The organism is Paenibacillus sp. CH40, from assembly GCF_024213605.1.
Classification (GTDB): domain Bacteria; phylum Bacillota; class Bacilli; order Paenibacillales; family Paenibacillaceae; genus Paenibacillus; species Paenibacillus polymyxa_B.
In genome coordinates this window covers 426199-446963 of the sequence record NZ_JANAVQ010000002.1, presented here as the reverse complement: position 1 = coordinate 446963, position 20765 = coordinate 426199, and the positions used below count along the sequence as shown (strand labels likewise).

The 20765-nt window shown below is 46.6% G+C and carries 15 protein-coding genes and 1 pseudogene; 12 read left to right on the top strand and 4 right to left on the bottom strand.

The genetic code is table 11. The features are described 5' to 3' along the window. Positions 1 to 7: 7 nt before the first annotated feature. From NLX73_RS08475 to NLX73_RS08455, 5 genes and pseudogenes are all read left to right on the top strand, one after another. Positions 8 to 2560 (top strand): beta-mannosidase, encoded by a 2553-nt coding sequence (locus NLX73_RS08475; RefSeq protein ID WP_254325880.1) that lies wholly within the window; start codon positions 8 to 10, stop codon positions 2558 to 2560. Positions 2561 to 2705: 145 nt separating this feature from the next. Then, positions 2706 to 3060 (top strand): annotated as a pseudogene (locus tag NLX73_RS25210) (sugar phosphate isomerase/epimerase); the annotation flags it as partial. Between the two features lie 313 nt (positions 3061 to 3373). Next, positions 3374 to 4114, top strand: a complete 741-nt coding sequence (locus NLX73_RS08465; protein ID WP_254325879.1) for a DUF1361 domain-containing protein — start codon at positions 3374 to 3376, stop codon at positions 4112 to 4114. 62 nt (positions 4115 to 4176) lie between these two features. Next, entirely contained in the window at positions 4177 to 4380 is a 204-nt protein-coding gene (locus tag NLX73_RS08460; RefSeq protein ID WP_039270088.1) for a YwbE family protein, read from the top strand. A 24-nt stretch (positions 4381 to 4404) separates the two neighbouring features. After that, entirely contained in the window at positions 4405 to 5037 is a 633-nt protein-coding gene (locus NLX73_RS08455) for a DUF2238 domain-containing protein (RefSeq protein WP_250261765.1), read from the top strand. Positions 5038 to 5093: 56 nt separating this feature from the next. Here NLX73_RS08455 and NLX73_RS08450 read toward each other — a convergent pair whose 3' ends face one another. Both NLX73_RS08450 and NLX73_RS08445 read right to left on the bottom strand, forming a co-directional pair. Then, positions 5094 to 6263 (bottom strand): glycosyltransferase family 4 protein, encoded by a 1170-nt coding sequence (locus tag NLX73_RS08450; RefSeq protein WP_250261764.1) that lies wholly within the window; start codon positions 6261 to 6263, stop codon positions 5094 to 5096. Between the two features lie 93 nt (positions 6264 to 6356). Further along, a complete protein-coding gene (locus tag NLX73_RS08445; protein ID WP_254325878.1) occupies positions 6357 to 7685 on the bottom strand; it encodes an MFS transporter in 1329 nt (442 codons plus the stop codon). A 186-nt stretch (positions 7686 to 7871) separates the two neighbouring features. On the opposite strand from NLX73_RS08445, the gene NLX73_RS08440 reads away from it, so the two are divergent. From NLX73_RS08440 to NLX73_RS08420, 5 genes are all read left to right on the top strand, one after another. Next, positions 7872 to 8903 carry an FUSC family protein gene (locus NLX73_RS08440; RefSeq protein WP_172828310.1) on the top strand — a complete coding sequence of 344 codons (1032 nt, stop codon included), beginning with the start codon at positions 7872 to 7874 and terminating at the stop codon, positions 8901 to 8903. A 356-nt stretch (positions 8904 to 9259) separates the two neighbouring features. Next, complete coding sequence (gene helD / locus NLX73_RS08435) at positions 9260 to 11638, top strand: RNA polymerase recycling motor HelD (RefSeq protein WP_254325877.1); 2379 nt, start codon at positions 9260 to 9262, stop codon at positions 11636 to 11638. 153 nt (positions 11639 to 11791) lie between these two features. Then, positions 11792 to 13633, top strand: a complete 1842-nt coding sequence (locus tag NLX73_RS08430) for an adenine deaminase (protein ID WP_254325876.1) — start codon at positions 11792 to 11794, stop codon at positions 13631 to 13633. 125 nt (positions 13634 to 13758) lie between these two features. Then, entirely contained in the window at positions 13759 to 14340 is a 582-nt protein-coding gene (locus tag NLX73_RS08425; protein WP_254325875.1) for a Crp/Fnr family transcriptional regulator, read from the top strand. An 83-nt stretch (positions 14341 to 14423) separates the two neighbouring features. Then, a complete protein-coding gene (locus NLX73_RS08420; RefSeq protein WP_254325874.1) occupies positions 14424 to 14765 on the top strand; it encodes a darcynin family protein in 342 nt (113 codons plus the stop codon). A gap of 139 nt (positions 14766 to 14904) precedes the next feature. On the opposite strand, the gene NLX73_RS08415 is transcribed toward NLX73_RS08420, so the two are convergent. Continuing rightward, on the bottom strand, positions 14905 to 15753 hold the full coding sequence (locus NLX73_RS08415; RefSeq protein ID WP_254325873.1) for a copper amine oxidase N-terminal domain-containing protein: 849 nt from the start codon (positions 15751 to 15753) through the stop codon (positions 14905 to 14907). Between the two features lie 244 nt (positions 15754 to 15997). Between NLX73_RS08415 and NLX73_RS08410 the strand changes: the two genes are divergently transcribed. Continuing rightward, complete coding sequence (locus NLX73_RS08410; protein ID WP_254325872.1) at positions 15998 to 17269, top strand: ABC transporter substrate-binding protein; 1272 nt, start codon at positions 15998 to 16000, stop codon at positions 17267 to 17269. A gap of 33 nt (positions 17270 to 17302) precedes the next feature. Further along, on the top strand, positions 17303 to 19006 hold the full coding sequence (locus tag NLX73_RS08405) for a methyl-accepting chemotaxis protein (protein ID WP_254325871.1): 1704 nt from the start codon (positions 17303 to 17305) through the stop codon (positions 19004 to 19006). A gap of 95 nt (positions 19007 to 19101) precedes the next feature. Here the strand turns inward: NLX73_RS08405 and NLX73_RS08400 are convergent, their stop codons facing one another. Continuing rightward, the gene (locus NLX73_RS08400; protein WP_254325870.1) at positions 19102 to 20376 is read right to left on the bottom strand and encodes an oligosaccharide MFS transporter; all 1275 of its coding nucleotides are present in this window, start codon (positions 20374 to 20376) and stop codon (positions 19102 to 19104) included. Between the last annotated feature and the right edge of the window lie 389 nt (positions 20377 to 20765).

Sequence of the window (20765 nt, the reverse complement as noted above, 5' to 3'; positions counted from 1 at the left end):
TGTGACGATGGTTAATGTGATAGGGTTGGATGGCTGGAGGTTTAGGGAAGCACAAAGTGATGAGTGGCTCAGCGCGAAAGTGCCGGGTTGTGTGCATACTGATCTTTTACGACATGGCAAAATTCCTGATCCGTTTATCGGTATGAACGAGGTGGAGGTACAGTGGATTGATAAGCAGGATTGGATATATGAAGCCCATTTTGAGATAAATGCAGATCAGCTTCAATGTCAATGTGTAGAGTTGGTGTTGGAAGGTCTGGACACATACGCGGATGTAAAAGTGAATGGCCAATATGTCTTGTCAGCCAATAATATGTTTCGGGTATGGAGACAGGATGTGAAGGCAATTGTTCAGCAAGGGGAAAATCGGCTGGAAATCAGTTTTCGTTCTCCGATTGCTGAAGATGTACCCAAGCTGGAAAGCTTAGGTTATGGACTCCCTGCACCCAATGATCAGTCCGAGATAGGTGGTTTGTCCGACAAAAAAGTAAGCGTTTTCGCACGTAAGGCTCCCTACCACTATGGTTGGGACTGGGGACCGAGGCTGGTGACGAGCGGTATCTGGAGAGAGGTCCGGATCGAGGCGTGGTCCGGTCTGATCGTGAGAGACTTGTTTATTCGACAGGACGAGGTGAATTCGGTAGGGGCTAAACTCATGGCAGTGGTAGAGATCGAAAATGCAGATGAGATTAGAAATGCCGAGTTGCGTATTTCCGCTGACGGGAAGGTGTGGTCCAAGCCGGTACGGCTGCTGAAGGGGAAGCAGACGGTCGAGCTGGAGCTGGAGATGAAGAAGCCGAAGCTGTGGTGGTGCCGTGGACTGGGGGAGCCGCATTTATATACGTTTGTGGCCGAATTGGTGGAGCAAGAACAAGGAGCTGTAATCGCGGAAAAATCAGTGAAAACGGGACTGCGTTCCATCCGTCTTGTACGTGAACGGGATGCAGCAGGAGAGAGCTTTTATTTTGAGCTGAACGGAATTCCTGTGTTTGCAAAAGGGGCTAACCATATTCCGAATGACAGCTTCATCACTGAAGTTACGATGGAACGATATCGGTATGAAATTGCCAGTGCAGCCGCCTCGAATATGAATATGCTGCGGGTGTGGGGTGGCGGTATTTATGAACAAGACATATTTTATGAGCTTTGTGATGAATACGGTTTGCTCGTGTGGCAAGATTTTATGTTCGCCTGCAGTATGTACCCGGGGGATGAGGATTTTATGGACAATGTGGCACAGGAAGCCGAGGACAATATTAAGCGGCTGCGTCATCATCCCTGTATTGCCTTATGGTGCGGCAACAATGAGATCGATTCTGCATGGGCGCATTATGAAGAGAATGGAGGCTGGGGCTGGAAAAAGGACTACACACCTGAGCAACGGGAACGCCTATGGAATGATTATGAAACACTCTTTCATCGGATTCTACCGGAGGCGGTACACACCTGGTCTGCGCAGACAGCCTATTGGCCCTCCTCCCCGCTGATTGACCTGACCAGAGATCGGAACCAGCATGCCCATCGGTCTTCAACTGCAGGTGATATTCACTATTGGGGTGTATGGCACGCGTCTGAGCCGTTTGAGAATTATTATGTACATGTGGGCCGTTTTATGAGTGAATATGGTTTTCAGTCCTTTCCTGAATACAAGTCTGTTCGTACTTATGCGGAAGAGAAGGATTTGGAGCTGGAATCTGAGGTGATGCTGGCACATCAGAAGAACGATGCGGGCAATCGTCTGATTAAAGAATATATGGAGCGGTACATGCGAGAGCCAAAGGATTTTACATGTTTTCTTCACATGAGCCAAATTTTACAGGCAGAAGCAATGAAAGCAGCTATAGAGGCGCATCGTCGTCACAAGCCCTATTGCATGGGAACATTATACTGGCAAATGAATGACTGCTGGCCCGTTGCCTCCTGGTCGAGTATGGACTATTTTGGTCGTTGGAAGGCGCTCCAATATACGGCTAAGCGCAGCTTTGCTGATGTGTTGTTGAGTGCAACCGATACAGAACAGGGGAATAAGGCCCTGCATCTAGTCAACGATACACTAGAGCCGATATCAGGTACGCTGCGGCTGACGCTTTTGCATATCCGTAGCAGCCAGGCAATTCATGAAGAGGACGTTAAGGTAAAGCAACCAGCAGGCGGTGCAGGAATTGTACATATACTGCCTATCGACAAATGGCTGAGTGGCCTGAACCGTGCGGAGCATATGCTGGTCGCGCGTCTAACGCAGAATGGTGAACAGGTGGCCTCTGGTGAAATTTATTTTGCAGACACGAAAGAGATGGATTTACCGCAGGCAAAAATTGAAGTGACAGAGATTCAGGGAAGCGGGGGCAGCAGATTCATGCTGTGTTCGGATGTACTTGCTAGGCACGTGTGGCTATCGGCAGAGCAGGAAGGTATTTTCAGCGACAACCATCTGGATCTAGCTCCTGGTATTCCGAAGACAGTGGAATTCTTGGTCATGCGCAACGGTTCATCAGCATTTGTGACAGCTGCGCCGGGTACATTGACAGTACATTCGTTGGTCAATTGGATACAAGGTTAGACAAACAGTAAAAGCTTATCCGTCTTTAAGTAGATGATGGATAAGCTTTTTTTTTTATAATATAAATTTATTTTATGATATGTAGAGCGTCTTCATAATGTTAATATACATAACAAAAGAGAACTTGGGAGTTAAGTGATAACAGATCATTTGTAAGAAATCTATTTATTTAGCCTCTAACTGTTGGAATATAAAAAAAGCATACGGTCGGCCGAGAACTTGTAGAGGAAATCCGTCAGTTGGGCTTTAGCAGGGTGGAGCTGAACTATAACATTACCCGGGAAATGCTAACGACGATTGAACCTATGATTGAGCGGGGAACAATGGCATATCGAGTGTGCACAATACATTTCCTCATACACCAGATCCGGATTACGGCACGAATTCCGTTCTGCTCGGGTTTGACGATGAAAGCAAGCGACAACGTGTAATAGAGCTACTGGTGCAATCTGTGGAATATGGCATCATTATGGGCAAAAGCGGTAATTGTGCATCCCGGACGCCGGATGGCGAATGGACGGGGTTAGTGACGAAATTTATAATGCCGTTAGCGATATTACGCTAATTCATACTGCCCGAATATTAAAACTACCGGAGCTACGCCTTTACCTGTGAGTGAAGTCTAAAACACAGTAAGCATCTATTTTTCGGGGATGAAGTCCATTCCCGGAGAACGGATGTTTTTTTGTGTTCATTGATGCAGAGGTAGAGCGCTTCCATTGAGCTTGAAGCCATTGTGGTGTACACTGTCCAGAACAGGTGTAAATTGGAACGTCAGGAAGGCAGGACGGTTACAAGGAGGGAAAGACACATATGTATGCCCGTTTAAGATCGTTAAATTATCCACTAAAACTCTATGTTTTTTTAGCACTGGCCTTATGCTCCGTAATCAGTACATTGTGGATCATTAACGTGCGACTGCCCTCAGGGGGCCGCCCTTATCTTTTTATTTGGTGGAATATGATGTTGGCCTGGATTCCTATGCTGTTGACGTTACTGCTTGATGTAATGTACGGCTCGTGGAGGCGGGGAACGAGGACATTTTTACTCTGGGTTACGGGGGCGGCATGGCTTTTCTTTTATCCCAATACACCCTATTTGATCACAGATTTGCTGCATGTATTCGCCAGATATCCATTTCTCGGGGAGCAACGTTTCTGGGGCAATCCGTACTTTTGGAATCATGTACTGGGAATGCTGCTGGTAGCCGTACTTGGCCTGGCAATGGGTTTTGTATCGCTCGAATCCGTACGACAGTTGGTACAACGTGCACGTGGTGGGCTTGTTAGTTGGCTGTTTATGCTGGCGGTACTCTTGTTGAGCAGCCTGGGTATTTACATTGGCCGTTTCTTTCGAGGGAACACATGGGATATTGTTTCTGCGCCCTCTCAACTGTATGCACAGGTATCTTCCATATGGGCAGACTCCTTGCAACGTACTCATTTTGTGGAGTTTAGTGGGATGCTATTCGTCATTTTGCTCGTCAGCTATGTATCCACGATGTGCGTAGTCTGGATGGGGAACAACCGCCAGGACGAATGGCGTCGCTGGTGATTTGATTGCAGCTGAGTGGCTGAATATCATCAAAAATGTAAATCAAAGGAGGAATAGCTACAATGAACGGACAGAATCGATCCGATATCCGCGCTGGTCTTCAGGTGGATATTGTGCTTAAAAAGGATCAGTCTACTGGTAAGTTGACGCGAGGAACGGTGAAAGATATTTTGACCAATTCCCCGCGTCATCCGCATGGAATCAAAGTGCGTTTGGCAGACGGACAGGTTGGGCGTGTCAAACATATCGTAACGAACGAAGGATAGAGCTTTGGGTGAGGAGGAATGAAGATGATTCAGGCAACGGCATGGTCTAAAAATGATCGCTACCCGCTTGTTTTACTTGTATTGCTGGCGCTTGCCCTCATTTGGTCTTTAATTCGCCCGGCGGATTACTTTACATGGGTACTGGAAGTTCTCCCGGCAGTTTTGGGAGCTGTGCTGCTGGCGGCTTTGTACCGTAGATTTCGGTTTACCAATCTGGTATACACCCTAATCTGGCTGCACGCATTGATCTTGATTGTCGGTGGACATTATACCTATGCCGAAATGCCACTGTTCAACTGGATTCGGGATACGTTCGGACTGGAGCGCAATTATTATGATCGACTTGGGCATTTTGTACAAGGTTTTGTACCTGCACTCATTGTCAGGGAAGTGCTGTTGCGTAAAACGGCCTTGGGAAGCGGGAGCTGGCTCACTTTCCTCACGGTTAGTGTGTGTCTTGCGATCAGCGCTGTGTACGAGCTGATTGAGTTTGCTGTAGCCAAGGCAACCGGAACGGCAGCAGAAGCCTTTTTGGGCACACAGGGAGATGTATGGGATACCCAATGGGATATGCTTCTTGCGTTCATCGGCGCCTTGACCGCAGTGATTTTGTTGAGTGGGGTACATAACAAGCGGCTGAAACAATTAAGGTATTAGCAGAATTTATTTAACCCGCCACTATCATGCTATCTGAAATCGCCTGTTTTTGAAGGCTACATTCGCGTCATGGGACGGCTGTCGAGGTGTAGGGTTGCTGCGTCCATGTAGCTGTCCAGTAGCCGTTCAAAAATACGGTCCCATGTCTGCTCCAGACTGTAGGCTCTGCCAGCTCTGGACATCGAATCGCGAAGGGAGGCATCCTCGTACAACAGGTGTACAGCTTTGGCAAAGGCAGCGGCGTCCCCGGCAGGACACAATAGCCCTGTATTTCCATGGATTACATTATCTTTTACCCCGCCTTCATTGGCACCGACCACAGGTGTACCGCTCGCCATAGCCTCCAGTACAACATTGCCGAATGTTTCCGTGGTGGAAGGGAAGAGAAATACGTCGGCTGCGGCGTAGAGTTCAGCTAATTCCGGCCCTTTCACAAAACCAAGCCAGTGGACTGCATGCTCCGGCACCCCTAGATCCGCTGCAGTTTTGACCTTATACAATGGACCATCTCCTGCAATGACCAGCACAGAGGCTGCGCGGACGTCGTCGGGTAACTGGAGATAGGAATCCAGTAACGTGTCTATCCCCTTTTCCGGTGCAAGCCTGCCTACATACAAAATAACAAATGCATCTGCATGAACGCCCCATTTCTTCCATACTGCATTCCGGTCCACCTTTGGTTGAAATCGGTCAGTATCAATGCCTCTACTCCAGATTTCGAGCTGCCCCATTCCTTTATTGCGCAACAATTCCATGGTTGATTGAGAAGGCACATACACCCTTTCGCAATGTCTGTGAAACCAGAGCATGTATTTCCATAACGCAGGTTCAAGCCAGCGAAGCTTGTAATATTCGAGGTATTTATCAAAGTGGGTGTGATATGAGGCGACGAGTGGAATATGGTGTTTGGCTGCGTAGCTTGTTCCATACAGGCCAAGGTTAAATGGAGTAGCGACATGAATCAGATGCGGGGAAAAGGCTGACAGACGCTCGTTGATCTGTTTGGCGTTGGGGATCGCAAGTCTGCATTCCCGGTACAATAAAAAGGGAATACTCCGAAATCGCTCTACACCCGGCCCAGAGGGCAGATGATGGTCTGCCTCCGGTGCGAAGACGAGCGTAGATATTCCATGTGTCTCCAGATAGCCAATCCATCGTTCCAGGGTCAGAGCAGCGCCATTCACGTCAGGCGTATACGTGTCCGTAAATAATGCAACTCGAAGCATGCCTTCATTCCTCCTCCGCCATTCTCATTTATCCTATGACGTTCCAGGGGAGTCCGCTTGGAGGCTCCGGCTTTTATTGTGTCATGATTTTGTTTACGGGCTTGCCGGGTTTTGTAAAAGCTGGCCCGCGGACGGGCGCTTTTCTCGGAACATTCTGTAATAGACGAGGGAGGACAAAATATAGAAAACACCTGTCATGCTAAATGTGATGGCATAGCCCCAGTAGTTGCCATATGTTGTAACCAAATAGGCTTGTACAGGTCCCATACCTGCGGTGCCTAGCATCCAGGTCGTCTGGAGAATGGAGTTGGCAATGCCGCGATTTTTATCTGACACACGTTCGACGAGAATGGCGGTTTGCAGCGGATTGGCTGCATTCATTAGCGCTTGCCTGAATAGAAAGCTGATGGAAGCGATCCATAGCACGTTCGTAAAGCCAGTAATGAGAAGGAAGGGTAGCGAAAGCAGTTGGAAGCCAACTACAGCTCTGACCAGTCCAATCCGGCTGCCGAGGGTAGGCCCGATCAACATGGAGAGGATGGTCATGAGCTGGCCGAGTGCAATCAGTAAACTCATTGCGCTGAGCGATACGGAGAAGCGGTTTGTAAAATACAAATTAAGATACGGGATGACCAAACCTGAACCTAACCCAAGAAAAAACTGGGCCAGAACAAATTGTCCAATAACCCGGCGATCAGAAGCAGCAGCAGGCGTCTCCAAGGCAGGGATATCGGATGTACTGTGCGGTGTATGTACTTGTTCTGTTTCTGTTTGAGGTGAAGATTCGGCAGGAGCTGGTGCTTCTAAGGTTGCCGTAGTTTTTGTGATGAACAATAGAGGAATAAAAGCAGTCAATGTTGCCATTCCTCCAAGGAACAGAGCAACCCGCAGACTGGATAGCGGTGTGATTCCCCACGTCTGCAGCCCATCTGCGAGTACGCCACCCCCGAAGCTACCCAGAACCTGGGCTGCCAGTACAAGAGCTGAGTAATAGCTGAATATTTTTAAGCGCTGGGATTTACTAATGCTTTCCGCTAAAAAAGGCACAGCCAGCACCTGAATAAAGGCGGCGAATACACCTGAGATTACGGCAAATACCAACATGCTTCCGCTGGTATCTGTAAAGGTACGGGCGAGAAAGGCCAGGCCGCTGAATAATGCGCCGATGACCAGCATATTTTTGCGGCTCGTCCGATCCCCCAAAAATCCGACCGGAATGAACAGCAACGCCGTCGCCAGCGCTTGCATGCTGACCACCCGGCCGTTCATATCATCATCAAAGCCAAGCCCTTGGATATACAGGTTATACAGTACAGAAAACATTCCCGTGCCCATCTGGTACAACAGATTGGCCATAAAAAACAATCGTATATTACGCGGCCACTTTCGGGGTTCTTCTAATATTTTGCTAATCCATGGCACGATGAGTTCCTCCTGTGACGTGTTGCAAATAAGTTAATACTGTTGATATGTATTCTAGCAGGAACTGTACATTTCATAAATATTCCTGATCTCCGATTGTTTTGGGTAATAATAAAGCATGGACTTTACATTGAATTTTCATTATAGTAATTCGGTATGAATAAATTTGAAAGGTAAGCAGGAGGGATGGCTTTGGCTTTTGGAGCACGGGTGTTAAAAACGGGAATCGCAGTGACGCTCGCCCTTTTTCTGAGCACGCTTTTGAACACCCATTCGCCTGTGGGGGCAGCGATAGCCGCTATTTTTGCCATGCAACCGTCGATATATAGGTCGTGGCGTTATTTTCTGGATCAACTCCAAACAAGCACACTCGGTGCAATCATGGCGTTGCTGGGCGGAATGGTATTTTCGAATGAGCCGATTGCAGTGGGATTGGTATGTGTATTGGTACTTATGATATGTCTGAAAATAAATATGGCTGATACGGTTGGATTGACACTCGTGACCGTTGTTTCTGTAATGGAAGCCTCAGGGGACTGGAAATTTGCGGTGACCCGCTTTGCGCTCACTTTGATTGGGATTGTGTCTGCTTTTGTCATCAATGTTAGTGTTTTTCCCCCGAAACCGAAAAGGCAGTTTATTAATCAGATTCAAAATGTATTTAACAGCATGTCCTTGCTGCTGCGTACTGCCATTTCCGATGAGATTAAGGAGTCTGTCTTCAAAGAGGAAAAAGGAAATCTGGAGGGAGCCATTAAATCGCTGTCGGACAAATATCATTTGTTCGAGGAAGAGCAGAAGAAGCTCAAGCGCTCCAAGTTTAGTCAAACGAGACAAATGGTAGTATACAAACAAATGCTCGGAAGTTTACACAAAGGATATGAGGTACTGGATGCAGTGGAAAGACACTACTTCCAGTCTTTACGGCCAAAAGGAACGGATGCTTTTTTTGACAGTCATCTGGAGCTGCTGATTCGTTTTCACGAGCATGCTCTACTGAAATTCGAAGATAAGCTAAAGCCGAATGAGGACGAAAGTGAATTGTTTCAGCAAGCCAACGGCGAATTTATGAAGCATGCGATTACACGTTTTGACCATTGTCAGGAAGGAATGCTGCGGCTGTCCATTGTGGCTGCGGCGATGTATGACTATGGTCATCAGCTGGAGAGGTTGAGCAGACTGGCCGATCATATTCATCCTGTAGAAGAGAGCAGATAGGCGAATTTCCTAAAAGAAAAGCGACCGCATTCATCAATCAGATGGACGGTCGCTTTTTTATGTAATGAATTCAAGTATGTAAGAACAGGTTAATAGATGGTTGCCAGAACGCACAAAAAAAGCCCGCTGGTTGCGAACAGGGACTGAACTTGCTACAATAGAGGATGCTCTGTTTTATGGTGAAACCATAAGCGTAAGTTGTGAACTACACTTCTTGTTACATTATAGCATGCTTCAAAGGATTAGTCAATTTTCCCGGATCAGGGGGATGCCGCGAGTATGCCCGGGTCCATAATAGAGCATAGTTTGTACGCAAGGGAGCCCTGCATGGAGCAGGAGGAAACGGAACAGGAGCGATGCCAGTGACTACTGAACAGCAATGGAATGAAGAACAACGAAGAGTAGAAGATGTGACCGCAGTGATTAGCGGGCGTATTCGGAAGCTAGAGACAGAGGTTGGTTCTGTGCGCGGAGATGTCGTCGATATGCGTAAAGACTTCTGGGATGAGGTAACGATCAATTTCAGTGAGGCGGATGATGTGGGCGAGACATCCACCAGTTTGCGTCAGCAGTCTGAGATTTTGTCTGAGCGGGAACGAAGACACAAGCATTCCACAGAGGCGTTAGGTCGTTTGAAAAAGTTGCTTGATTCACCGTATTTTGCACGAATTGATTTTGCTGAGGAAGGGCAGACTGCGGAACGTGTTTATCTGGGGATTGCCTCCCTGCTGGATAATCAAGATGAGGAATTTCTGATCTACGACTGGCGCGCGCCTATTTCCAATCTTTATTACGATAACATGCCGGGGCCCGCCTCATATAAGACCCCGGCCGGGGAGATGGAAGGGGAACTCACGCTTAAGCGCCAATTCTCGATCCGTGATGGACAGATCCGGTTTATGTTCGATACAGGAGTGACGATTGGAGACGAACTTCTTCAAGCAGTATTGAGCCGCAGCTCGGATGCTCAAATGAAAAGTATTGTCGCTACCATCCAAAGGGAGCAAAATCGCATCATCCGTGATGATCGAAGCCGGATGCTCATTGTTCAGGGGGCGGCAGGAAGTGGCAAAACCTCTGCTGCGCTTCAGAGAGTAGCGTATTTGCTGTATAAGTACCGGGATCGCTTACGAGCGGATCAGGTCGTGTTATTTTCGCCTAATCCGATGTTTAACAGTTATGTATCGACAGTATTGCCTGAATTAGGTGAGGAAAATATGCTTCAGGCCACGTTTCAGGAATATTTGGAGCGGCGTTTGGGCCGGGAGTTTCAGTTAGAAGATCCATTTGAACAGCTGGAATATGTGCTTTCAGCGTCGTTACAGCCTGGGTATGAAGCTAGGATGGAGGGTATCCGCTTTAAGTCGTCCAAGACGTTCTTACATGTGATTACAAGCTACAAAACGTATCTGGAACAGGAGGGAATGCGTTTTAAACCCATCCGCTTTCAGGGACGTGAGGTGGTTTCAGTAGAGCAAATGGCACGCAAGTTTTATGAATTCGACTCTACGGTGCGGCTGGCGAACCGATTGGAACTGCTGCGGGATTGGATGCTCAAAGAGCTGGCCCGCTTTGGTAAGGAAGAATGCTCCGCCCCATGGGTGGATCAACAGATGGATCTCATGGAGCCGGAGGATTATCAGCGTGCCTATAACCGTATGCGCCGTAAATCCAAGAATAAGGGCGATACCTTCGACGATTTTACGCGTGAAAGAGAAATATTGGCGCGTATGGTGGTCAGTGACCGCTTAAAGCCCCTGCGCAAATGGATTAAGGCGCTTCGCTACGTAGATACAACCCGGCTCTACAGCGAGCTGTTTATGAATGAGGCATTGTTGAGCCAACTGGCGAATCATGCAGAGCTGCCCGTCAGCTGGGGTGAAATTAGTCGACAAACCCTGGAACGAATTCAGTCTGGGGAGTTAGCGTATGAGGATGTGACACCCTTTTTATATTTGCGTGAGCTGATGCTGGGCTTTCGTTCCAATAGCAACATCCGTCACGTGTTTATCGATGAGGCACAGGACTATTCCCCTTTCCAGCTGGCGTTCTTCAAGCGTTTATTTCCACAGGCTAAAATGACGGCACTGGGTGATTTTAACCAGGCCATCTATGCGCATGCCTCGGTGCTTCAGGATGCAGAGCCATTGTATGACTTGTATGGTGCAGATCAGACCGAGATGATTTCCCTGACACGCAGCTATCGCTCAACACAGGAGATTGTGGAATTTACCCGGGGCATGGTCCCTGGGGGAGAGCACATTGTACCGTTTAACCGTAAGGGTGAGAAACCTCTTGTAACCGAGGTGCGTTCGCTTGAAAAGTTGCATCAATTGATAGTTGGGAATGTCACAGAATTGTTGGCAGAAGGCTATGAATCCATCGCGGTGATCTGTAAAAATGCTGACGAAAGCGCGGCAGCCTACGAAGCGCTGGAAGGACAGCTGTCAGTGAAGCCAAAACTAATTAAGAAAACAACTCCTGCTTTTGAAAAGGGGATTCATATCATTCCGGCCTACCTAGCAAAAGGCGTGGAATTCGATGCGGTTCTGATTTATGACGGATCAGCGAAACAATACCAGCGTGAGAGTGAGCGTAAGCTGTTCTACACCGCCTGTACGCGAGCGATGCATCTGCTGCATATTTATAGCATAGGGGAGATTACGCCATTCGTGAGTTTACAGAATTCGGATACGTATACTCTCAAAATGGAAGAGAGTGATCGTGTTCTATAGAGAGGACATTGGCAATCAGCCGGGGACAAATGCCTTAGAAACCCATGCGATGCCTGAATAGATGTAGAGCTGGCTGGCATTATGGAGCGTATTCCAGTAACATAAGCAAATAAGCAAAACAGGTAAGAAGCATAAACGGAGGTTACAAACGTAATGGACATGAAGAGTGTATTTCAACGCCCGCCGCTAGCGGACTGTGTACCCGAGTTGGTAGCTACAGCTAGAGGAGAGCGCAAGGCATCGCTGGTGATCCGCGGAGGAACACTGGTCAATGTGGTATCGGGCGAGTTGCTGCCGGGCATGTCTATTGCTGTGCAAGGTGCTCGTATCGCTTACGTCGGTAGGGACGTCAGTCATACGATTGGAGAGGACACCATAATCATTGAAGCGGAAGGCCGCTATATGGCACCGGGGTTACTGGACGGACATTGTCACATCGAAAGCACGCAGCTGACCGTAACGGAGTTCGCTAAGGCTGTACTGCCGCTGGGAGTGACGGGTGGTTTTTTTGACCCGCATGAAATTTCCAATGTACTGGGTCTAAAAGGGCTTCGTCTGATGCTGGACGAAGCACGTACGACACCGCTGGCTGCTTACATGCAGGTGGCTTCTTGCGTCCCGTCCACAGGTCCGGAGCTGGAAACGACGGGTGCCTCCTTCGGCCCGGCGGAAGTCGCAGAGGCGTTAAGCTGGGGCCCGGATATGATCGGGCTGGGCGAAGTCATGAATTTCCCTGGTGTCGTCTATGGAGACGATGTGATGATCGGTGAAATTCAGGCCACGCTGCGCGCGGGCAAGGTGGCGGATGGCCATTTTACATGGGCCTCCGATGATTGGCGGCTGCCGGTCTATGCAGCCGCGGGAATTACGGGCGACCACGAGTGTGTCACGCCCGAGGATGTAGCCGAGCGTATCCGGCTCGGCATGTATGCCAAGATGCGGCAAGGCTCCGCATGGCATGATGTGGCCGAGACGATCCGAGCCAGCACGGAAATGGGTCTCGACACGCGCCGCATGATGCTGGTAACGGATGACCGCAGCGCAGAATCCTTGCTCCATGAAGGGCAGATGGACTTCGTCGTGCGTCATGCGATTGCACAGGGCGTCAAGCCCGTAACCGCGTTTCAGATGGCCACGCTGAATACGGCAGAGCGCTTCGGCGTGGCACGGGACATCGGATCGATCATTCCGGGTGCGATTGCCGACATTATTTTGCTTGATGGCCGATTGGCCGAAGTGAATGTGACGGCTACCATCGCAGCGGGCCAGCTGGTGGCCGAGCACGGTCAAATGGTCGCCGATTGGGACGGCTTCGTTTATCCTGCGGAAGTGATGGACACGGTCCATCTGGGACGAGAGCTGAGTGCTGCAGATTTTCGCATTGCGGCTCCAGTACAGGAGGGGAATGTACCTGTACGGGTGATTCGTGTTACGGAAAACCACGTGGACACGAAGGAAGTGCGAATGACCGTTCCGGTCCGTAATGGAGAAGTCACGGCAGATCCTGCACAGGATTTGTGCAAAATAGCCGTTTTCGAACGCCATCATGCCAGTGGCAGTCACGCGGTGGCACTTGTGACAGGTGTCGGCTTCACCGAGCCGGCTGCGATTGCCATGACCGTCGCGCATGATAGCCACAACCTGCTCGTCATTGGTAATGATGACGAGCTCATGACCCAGGCGGCGAAGCAGGCTGTTGCCCTGCGTGGCGGCGTGGTGGTCGTATCCGCCTCGGGTGAGACGCGCTTCCCGCTGCCTATCGCCGGGCTGATGTCCCCAGCTCCGTTTGCAGAGGTAGCTGCGCAGTCCGAAAGTATCAGCCGGGCGCTTCAGCAGTCCGGCTGCATGCTGAACAACGCGCTGATGACACTGTCACTGCTCGCACTGGTCGTTATCCCTGAAATCCGTCTGTCGGATCAGGGGCTTGTCGTGATCGGAGCGGATGGCATTCGCAAGGTATCTCTTTTTGTGGAAGAGGATGCTGCGGAAGTCTGATAGAACACGTCGCTGGGGGTTGTCCTACAGGTCTGCCCAGACCTGAGGGATAACCCCTGTTTTTCATACACGAAGTCAAAAAAATATCTTCGATTCCTTTATAAAAATCAAGGAGCGGTGAGCAGATGCATCCCTATTATCGTTCATTAGAAAAAATGGCTCATCATGCCTCGATTATAGAGCAGGATTGGAACAGGTTTGTAGAGCAAACCTGTGTGAAGCATATTCAGCAGGGAACGGTTCTCATTGAAACGGGTGAGCCTGTGAAACATGCCTATTTTTGTTCAGAGGGATTATTCCGTTTATTTTATACATTAGCAGATGGCAGAGAATACAATGTTGGTTTTTCGCCAGAAGATGATTACGTAACCTCTTATGGGGCTATGATCCAAGGAGAACTATCCACTTTTTCGATTGAGGCCATGGAAGATTCGGTTGTCATTGAAATTCCATATCACGTATTGAAGGAGCTTATGGATACAAGCCATATGTGGGAAAGATTCGTCCGTAAAAGTGTAGAAAGACTTTATATTCGAAAAGAGGAACGGGAGCGCGAATTATTGTATCTTTCCGCTAAGGAACGTTATCATGCTTTTCTTCTCAAATACCCCGGATTGGACAAACGAGTTGCCCAATATCATATAGCTTCGTACATAGGCGTCTCCCCTGTATCACTTAGTCGTTTGCTGCGTAGTGATCCGCATTAACCTATGTTAATGCGACGTTGTAGACAAGCAGCGTACAATAACGATAAATCATTCAAGCTTCACCAAAAAAGGAGATAAGGCATATGCGTTATATGATGATTGTATTATTGGAGTTCCACCCTTCCTGGTTGGCTCTACCTCGGGAGGAACGTCGAAAACATGCGGGGGCCTTGCAGGCTACCATTCAAAAATATAGCGAACATGTTCAGGTTCGTTTTTTTGATGCAGAAGCACTGCCTGGAAAGGACTACACTGATTTCGTCGTATGCGAAACGGAGGACATGAAGCAATATCACTATATGTGGGAAGAAATTCGCGATTCGGAGCCGTATACCAAAGGATACATGAAGATTAAAGATGTAGTGATGGGTATGGAAAATGCTTTTCAGTCCTATGAGTCAGAAATGCTACAGATGGAAAAATAACCGTCATTCCGCTTTCTATGTAAAATGAAGAGTTCATCTATATACGATTAAAAAGGCGAATTCCTGTGCTGTTTATGTTCAGCTGGGAATTCGCCTTTTATCTTTTGGAGACGAAAAAGTGTAATAAGAGAAAATCACATTATACAACTGTGTTACTTATAATCTTCAGAAAACCGTTCTTCCCAGCGGTATCCATTAACTGATTAATGGATTTTCTTGCGGTATCGTTAAACAAATACCACTCATCTTTCGATACGTCATGAATCAAAATCTCTGGATATTCTGTTGAAAGTTCAGATGGAACAGGACTAATCAAAGAATAAATATCAAAACGAGCTAAGCTTTTCCCTTTTTGGCCTAAAAAATCATATTGTGCATTTTTATAATAAGATACAGGTGTGTCAATAGTGAAGCTCCAAGAGTAGTTTGCAGGTGCTTCGACCTTTTTACCTATGTTTTTTGCGAAAATATTATAAATGGTTTCATTATATGCATTGCCATGAACTTGCTGAACTACGCCACCCATAAACATATGGTATTCCTGTTGAAGTGCCTTTACTTGTACACCGTTTATGAACAATGGTTTAGTATCAACAGTCACTGCAAAGTTGCTGTAATTAACATTGCAGCCAAACGCCTCTGCAATAAAACGAAGTGGAACATATATGCGATTATTTTTCGTATATGGTTTTACATCAAGCAGCATCTTTTTACCATTTTTCTCCGCTATGCTTCTGTTTACTGCTAATTTTACTTTCATCTCGCTTTTAGCGAGAATAACCTCGGAATCGGACCATTCGACACTAGCCCCCAAACTTTCGCTCATAACACGTAGAGGTACCATGGCGCGTTTATTCTTCATTTCGGGATTCACATCGGATGTAATAGTCACACCGTCAACTTTGATCTGATTTTGTGCTGCATAAGTTGTGGACGATGAAATAAATAAAAAAATTGCAAGAAAAGCCGCAAAGAATGCTTTTTTCATAAATGATTGCTCCTTTTTTGGTTAAATTTGTTGCGCAGTAACTTTCCCCCATATGAAGACGCAACTGGATAAAAAAACGTTGCGCTGTCCTGTCCGTTAACTTAATGTAACAACCGGTTTGTACTATTTGATTACCTTCCGGTATTTACCAACTAAAAATTGCTAATCTTCCTGGAGAATTATGTCGATAACATTGAATATTATTCATAAAATTTATCAAAGTAAATCCTTAGGGGGAAAGTTAATGAGAAAACAGCTAAAAGTTGCGATTTCTCTAGTATGTTTAATGATGTTTATAGGTTGTTCAGCTTCACCAGTATCACAGCAGACTAAGATTACACTTTTGAATTCCAAATCTGAAATAAAAACCCAATTAGAAGAAGTAGCAAAACAATACAATCAAGAGCACCCTGAAGTATCTTTGGAGATTATAACCGCTCCTGAGGGGACGTCTGCATATCAAAAGCTGATGTCGATGTACGGCTCAGGAAGTCCAGCAACTATGTCGATGCTTGACCCGGGCGACACGCAGACATTCCTGGATAAAGCCGTTGATTTAAGTAAAGAGAAGTGGGTAGCTGATACGATAGAAAATGGACTTGACGCCGTTAAGAAAAGTGATGCTGTGCTGGGGTTTCCATTTGCAGTGGAAGGCTACGGATTAATTTACAATAAGAAAGTGCTGGACAAAGCAACAGGTGGGGCTTTTGATGCTTCCTCGGTAAAAAGTAGAAGCAACCTGAACTCATTAATGGCTAAGATTCAGAAGACGGGAGTAGCACCGGTCATGCTTTCACCAATGGACTGGTCTCTCGGCTCACATCTTTTAGCTCTGTCTTATTCTGTTCAGCCTGGGGGTTTTCCAGAGTTTGTTAAGGGTATGCAGGATAACTCCATAGACATGTCCCAGAATAATGTAATGTCTGGATGGGTACAAACTTTAGACTTGCTCAAGGATAACAGCATCAATAAGAATTCGCCTTTGGACAGCACGTATGACGATGGAGCCAAAGCATTAGGAGAGGGAAAAGTGGGGCTTTGGTTTATGGGCAACTGGGCTTGGGCTGGGATTAAGAGCAATGATACAGCAAATGAGGAATACGGTTTTTTGCCCCTTCCGTTAAGCGATAATACGGATGACCCTAACAATGCTAAGATTACAGTCGGTGTAACAAAGTATATTTTCATTGACTCCACAGCTACCACACCTCAGGAGCAAGAGGAAGCAAAGAAGTTTCTGAACTGGCTGGTATACGACAAGTCCGGACAAGATTTTCTGGTAAACAAGGCTAATACGGTACCTGCGTTCAAAAATATTGATTTAGAGCCTGCCGATCCTTTGGGACGATCAATCAAGTCGTATATCTCGACCGGAAAGACGCTGCCGTTTATGGCAACCCTTCCACCTGATCATGGGGGCATCACAGGAGCATCTATCCAAAGCTATATCAGTGGAAAGATAGATAAGGCTGAGCTGTTGCGCCAAATACGCATATACTGGAAAGCTCAGCAGTGATGATACGAGACCAGTTACGGGAGGAAGATAAAGATGTTTAAATTAACGTTAAAGAAAAAAATAATTAGTGCAGCGCTCATACTGGTTATCGTACTGTCCCTTTCAAGTGTTATAGGCGTCATTAAGATGTCGGAAATGGGTGAGGCTTCTGATAAGGTAAATAACAGGTCTTTACCCGCGGTTATTCTTCTTCAAGGTATGGATAAGCAGATTACAGAAATTGATAGACTTACCGTTCGATTGATACTTGAAGAGGATGCGGCTGTTCGCAGTACTTATCAAGAAGAACTAACCAAAGCTACAGCTTCAATGGATAAGAGTGTAAATGAATATCAAAGTTTAGCCTCTACGGCAGAGGAAAAAGAACTGTTCACCAATTTTTATGGTCAGTGGGCAATGTATCTTCGCCATCTAAAGGTGGTTTCCGCTGCCATGGAAGAAAACGACAAAGTGATGGCCTACATGATCATTCATGGAAATTCTTCTATTTATAAGGCAGCATTAGAAGATGTAAATAAACTGAAGCTACTTAATGAGCAATACGCAACGGATGCCGCTAATCAATCGAGTCAATCTTACCATTCAGGTAGAATTTTGATGATATCTCTGACTATCATATGTACGATCCTTGGAATCATCGGTTCTTTTTTACTGGCTCAATCGTTCACTAAGCCCATATTAAAGATAGCGGAACAGATAAAGCTGGTAACGAGGGGGGACCTGCAAGTGGAGCCCCTTAGAGTCCAGTCGAAAGATGAGGTCGGGGAACTGGCATCCGATTTTAATGAAATGTGCGATTCACTGCGCAACCTTTTAAAGGAAGTTGTGGATAATTCCTTACTGGTTGCCTCTACGGCTGAACAGTTAACGGCCAGTGCGGAACAGACAAGCATCGCTACCGAGCAGATAGCTATAAGTGCCACACAAGTCGCAGAGGGATCTCAGACACAGCTTGCAGATATAGCTGAAACGCTGAATTACACGGTAGACGTTTCTAAAAGTGTAGACAACATAACCAATCGCTTTGTTCATGTGGCTAATCTCACAACCCAAGCACAAGAAAAAGCAAACAAAGGGAAAACTCAAATGTCTTCGACTGTCTTCCAAATAAGAGATGTGCATACCAAGGTAACTCAATCCGCTGAAGTGGTAAATATTCTAGGCGAAAAGTCGGCGGAGATTAAACAGATCACAGCTATGATCAGTGATATAGCAGCCCGAACCAACTTGCTTTCACTAAATGCGAGTATAGAAGCTGCAAGAGCGGGAGAGCAGGGAAAAGGATTTGCGGTTGTCGCTTATGAAGTACGCAATTTATCGGCACAAGCAAGTGAAGCAACGGGCAAGATTTCTTCGCTGGTCAACGAAATCACATTAAGAACAGATGAAGTTGTGGTTTCAATGAATGAAGGTGTTCAATCTCTAAATGAAGGCATGATGCTTGTCGAAGGTGTAGGTAACGTTTTTTCTGAGATTGTGGGTGCCGTTGAAGAAGTGGGCAGTGAGGTGGACACGGCGGCTTTAGAAGCAAGATCCGTAAATGAAGGAACCGTTTCTATGGTGGAATCGATGAAGAAAATTGCTGAAATCTCCGAACGTGCTGCAGATTCTACTCAAACAGTCGCAAGCGTAGTCGAGGAAACTACCGCATCCATGCAGGAAGTGTCAGCAGGTGCTAACATGCTTGCCAAGAGAGCGGAAGAGATGAATCAAACGGTGTCGGTATTCAAGATTTAAAATAAGCTTCAAATCAAGTGAAGTTAAGAGCGGCAGCCTTGGACGAGAAAAAAAGTCCTAGACTGTCGCTGTTTTGTTAAGCTCAAACCATTAGATTACGAATGAACGGCTTCAGCTTTTTTGGCTGCTCTTTTCAGATCCTGTTTACGACGTTCCTCCAGATACCGCTTACCATTCTTCTTGTCTGCTGTCAGTGTAAAGCAGGATATGATGGTGAACAGGCCTGCAATGGAACCCAGAATTACATAAGTTATCGGGAAATTCAATACTTCATACATATGCCCCACAATGGGCGAGAAAATGGAAACCACCAGGGAGCCCATAAACAAATACAGCAGGTACATGGTGGAGGACAAGCGCTGGTCAAAGTTAACGGTAATGTATTTGAAGATGGCTACCAGAATAAGCGGTTTCTCCAGGGAGTGAATCATCTTCATTGCAGCTACCCATATGGAACCGAATGGCAATGAAGAGCCGATAATACGCAGAGACATAATCGACCCGGCAATAATTAATGCCCATTTGGCGGTCGTTTTGTTCACAAACCAAGGGGTAACGAAAAGGAACACAAATTCCAGGAAAACCTGCACAGCGCTCAAATCGCCGAGGAATTGATTTCCTTCCGCTTTGGAACTGAACTGCGATACGAAGTATGTGGCAAACTGCTGGTCATATACCTCATAGATTTGGGTTACGCCAACCATGAATAGCATAAGAAACCAGAACTTTTTGGTACGCACGAGATGCAGCACATCAATTAGCTTCAATGATTCTGTTTTCTGCTGCTCCTGTCCGGACATTTCGACTTTGGTCAGGAAGATGCAGACCATGGCAACAACGGCAGATACCGAGGCAATCCAGAAGGTCAGATTTACATTGATATTGATGACCCGTCCTGCAACAAAAGTAGCCGCCGCCCACCCAAGTGAACCCCACATGCGAACCCGTCCGTATTCAAAGCCGTATTTACGCGAAACTTTGTCCATATACGAATCGACGACACCGTTACCTGCATTAAATACCAGGCCGATAAATAGCGCACCAACAATGGCACCAATGACAAACTGCGTTTGTAGTAATGGACCGTACACATAAATAAAAAAGGGTCCGACGAGCAAAAGAATCGTAAAGAGTATGTACAGCAGATGTTTTCTCAGACCCAGCTTGTCGGATAAGTAACCGAACAGGGGTTGCATAATCAAGGCCACGATTGAGTTAGCCGCATATAGAAATCCCGTGTAGGTTTCTGAAATTCCCAGGCTTTGTCCCAGCCAAATGACAAAAAAAGACATGGCGGCAGACCATGTAAACAGATAAGCGAAGTTAAAAATACTCAGAGACCAATAGTTGCGTTTTGCCAAATTCATCATGTTTAAGCACCCCTTCAAATTGTAGCCGCTCAATGTGTTGTCAACGTCAATATGTATTGTCTGTACTATTAATTGTAAGGATTTTTCATTTGCTTCCATAGGGCATTTTCCCAAGATTTCCTGTGCTTATTTCAATCAGTTGAGAATTCGGATAAAACAGCAGATCCTGATATGGATTAAAATTGGGGCTCAAACTATTTTAAATATGTTGAAGAGGAATAGTACTATATCTACATCTTGTAAGAAATAAGTCCTAAGTGTAAAATTCTCTTATAGTTCATTAAGCTCACTAAGTTCATTCTGCAAGTACAAAGTTACTTGAAATACTGATCGTATATAGAGTATTGTGTAACGATGAGTTAAGACGAAACCCACTCATCCTAAAGGCA

Bases quoted from the DNA above. Each gene is read 5' to 3' on its own strand.
- NLX73_RS08475 (WP_254325880.1), top strand. From the start codon at position 8: ATGGTTAATGTGATAGGGTTGGATGGCTGGAGGTTTAGGGAAGCACAA.
- NLX73_RS08400 (WP_254325870.1), bottom strand. From the start codon at position 20,376: ATGATGAATTTGGCAAAACGCAACTATTGGTCTCTGAGTATTTTTAAC.
- NLX73_RS08440 (WP_172828310.1), top strand. From the start codon at position 7,872: ATGGCTTTGGCTTTTGGAGCACGGGTGTTAAAAACGGGAATCGCAGTG.
- NLX73_RS08460 (WP_039270088.1), top strand. From the start codon at position 4,177: ATGAACGGACAGAATCGATCCGATATCCGCGCTGGTCTTCAGGTGGAT.
- NLX73_RS08405 (WP_254325871.1), top strand. From the start codon at position 17,303: ATGTTTAAATTAACGTTAAAGAAAAAAATAATTAGTGCAGCGCTCATA.
- NLX73_RS08450 (WP_250261764.1), bottom strand. From the start codon at position 6,263: ATGCTTCGAGTTGCATTATTTACGGACACGTATACGCCTGACGTGAAT.
- NLX73_RS08415 (WP_254325873.1), bottom strand. From the start codon at position 15,753: ATGAAAAAAGCATTCTTTGCGGCTTTTCTTGCAATTTTTTTATTTATT.
- NLX73_RS08465 (WP_254325879.1), top strand. From the start codon at position 3,374: ATGTATGCCCGTTTAAGATCGTTAAATTATCCACTAAAACTCTATGTT.
- NLX73_RS08425 (WP_254325875.1), top strand. From the start codon at position 13,759: ATGCATCCCTATTATCGTTCATTAGAAAAAATGGCTCATCATGCCTCG.
- NLX73_RS08420 (WP_254325874.1), top strand. From the start codon at position 14,424: ATGCGTTATATGATGATTGTATTATTGGAGTTCCACCCTTCCTGGTTG.
- NLX73_RS08410 (WP_254325872.1), top strand. From the start codon at position 15,998: ATGAGAAAACAGCTAAAAGTTGCGATTTCTCTAGTATGTTTAATGATG.
- NLX73_RS08430 (WP_254325876.1), top strand. From the start codon at position 11,792: ATGGACATGAAGAGTGTATTTCAACGCCCGCCGCTAGCGGACTGTGTA.
- helD (WP_254325877.1), top strand. From the start codon at position 9,260: ATGCCAGTGACTACTGAACAGCAATGGAATGAAGAACAACGAAGAGTA.
- NLX73_RS08455 (WP_250261765.1), top strand. From the start codon at position 4,405: ATGATTCAGGCAACGGCATGGTCTAAAAATGATCGCTACCCGCTTGTT.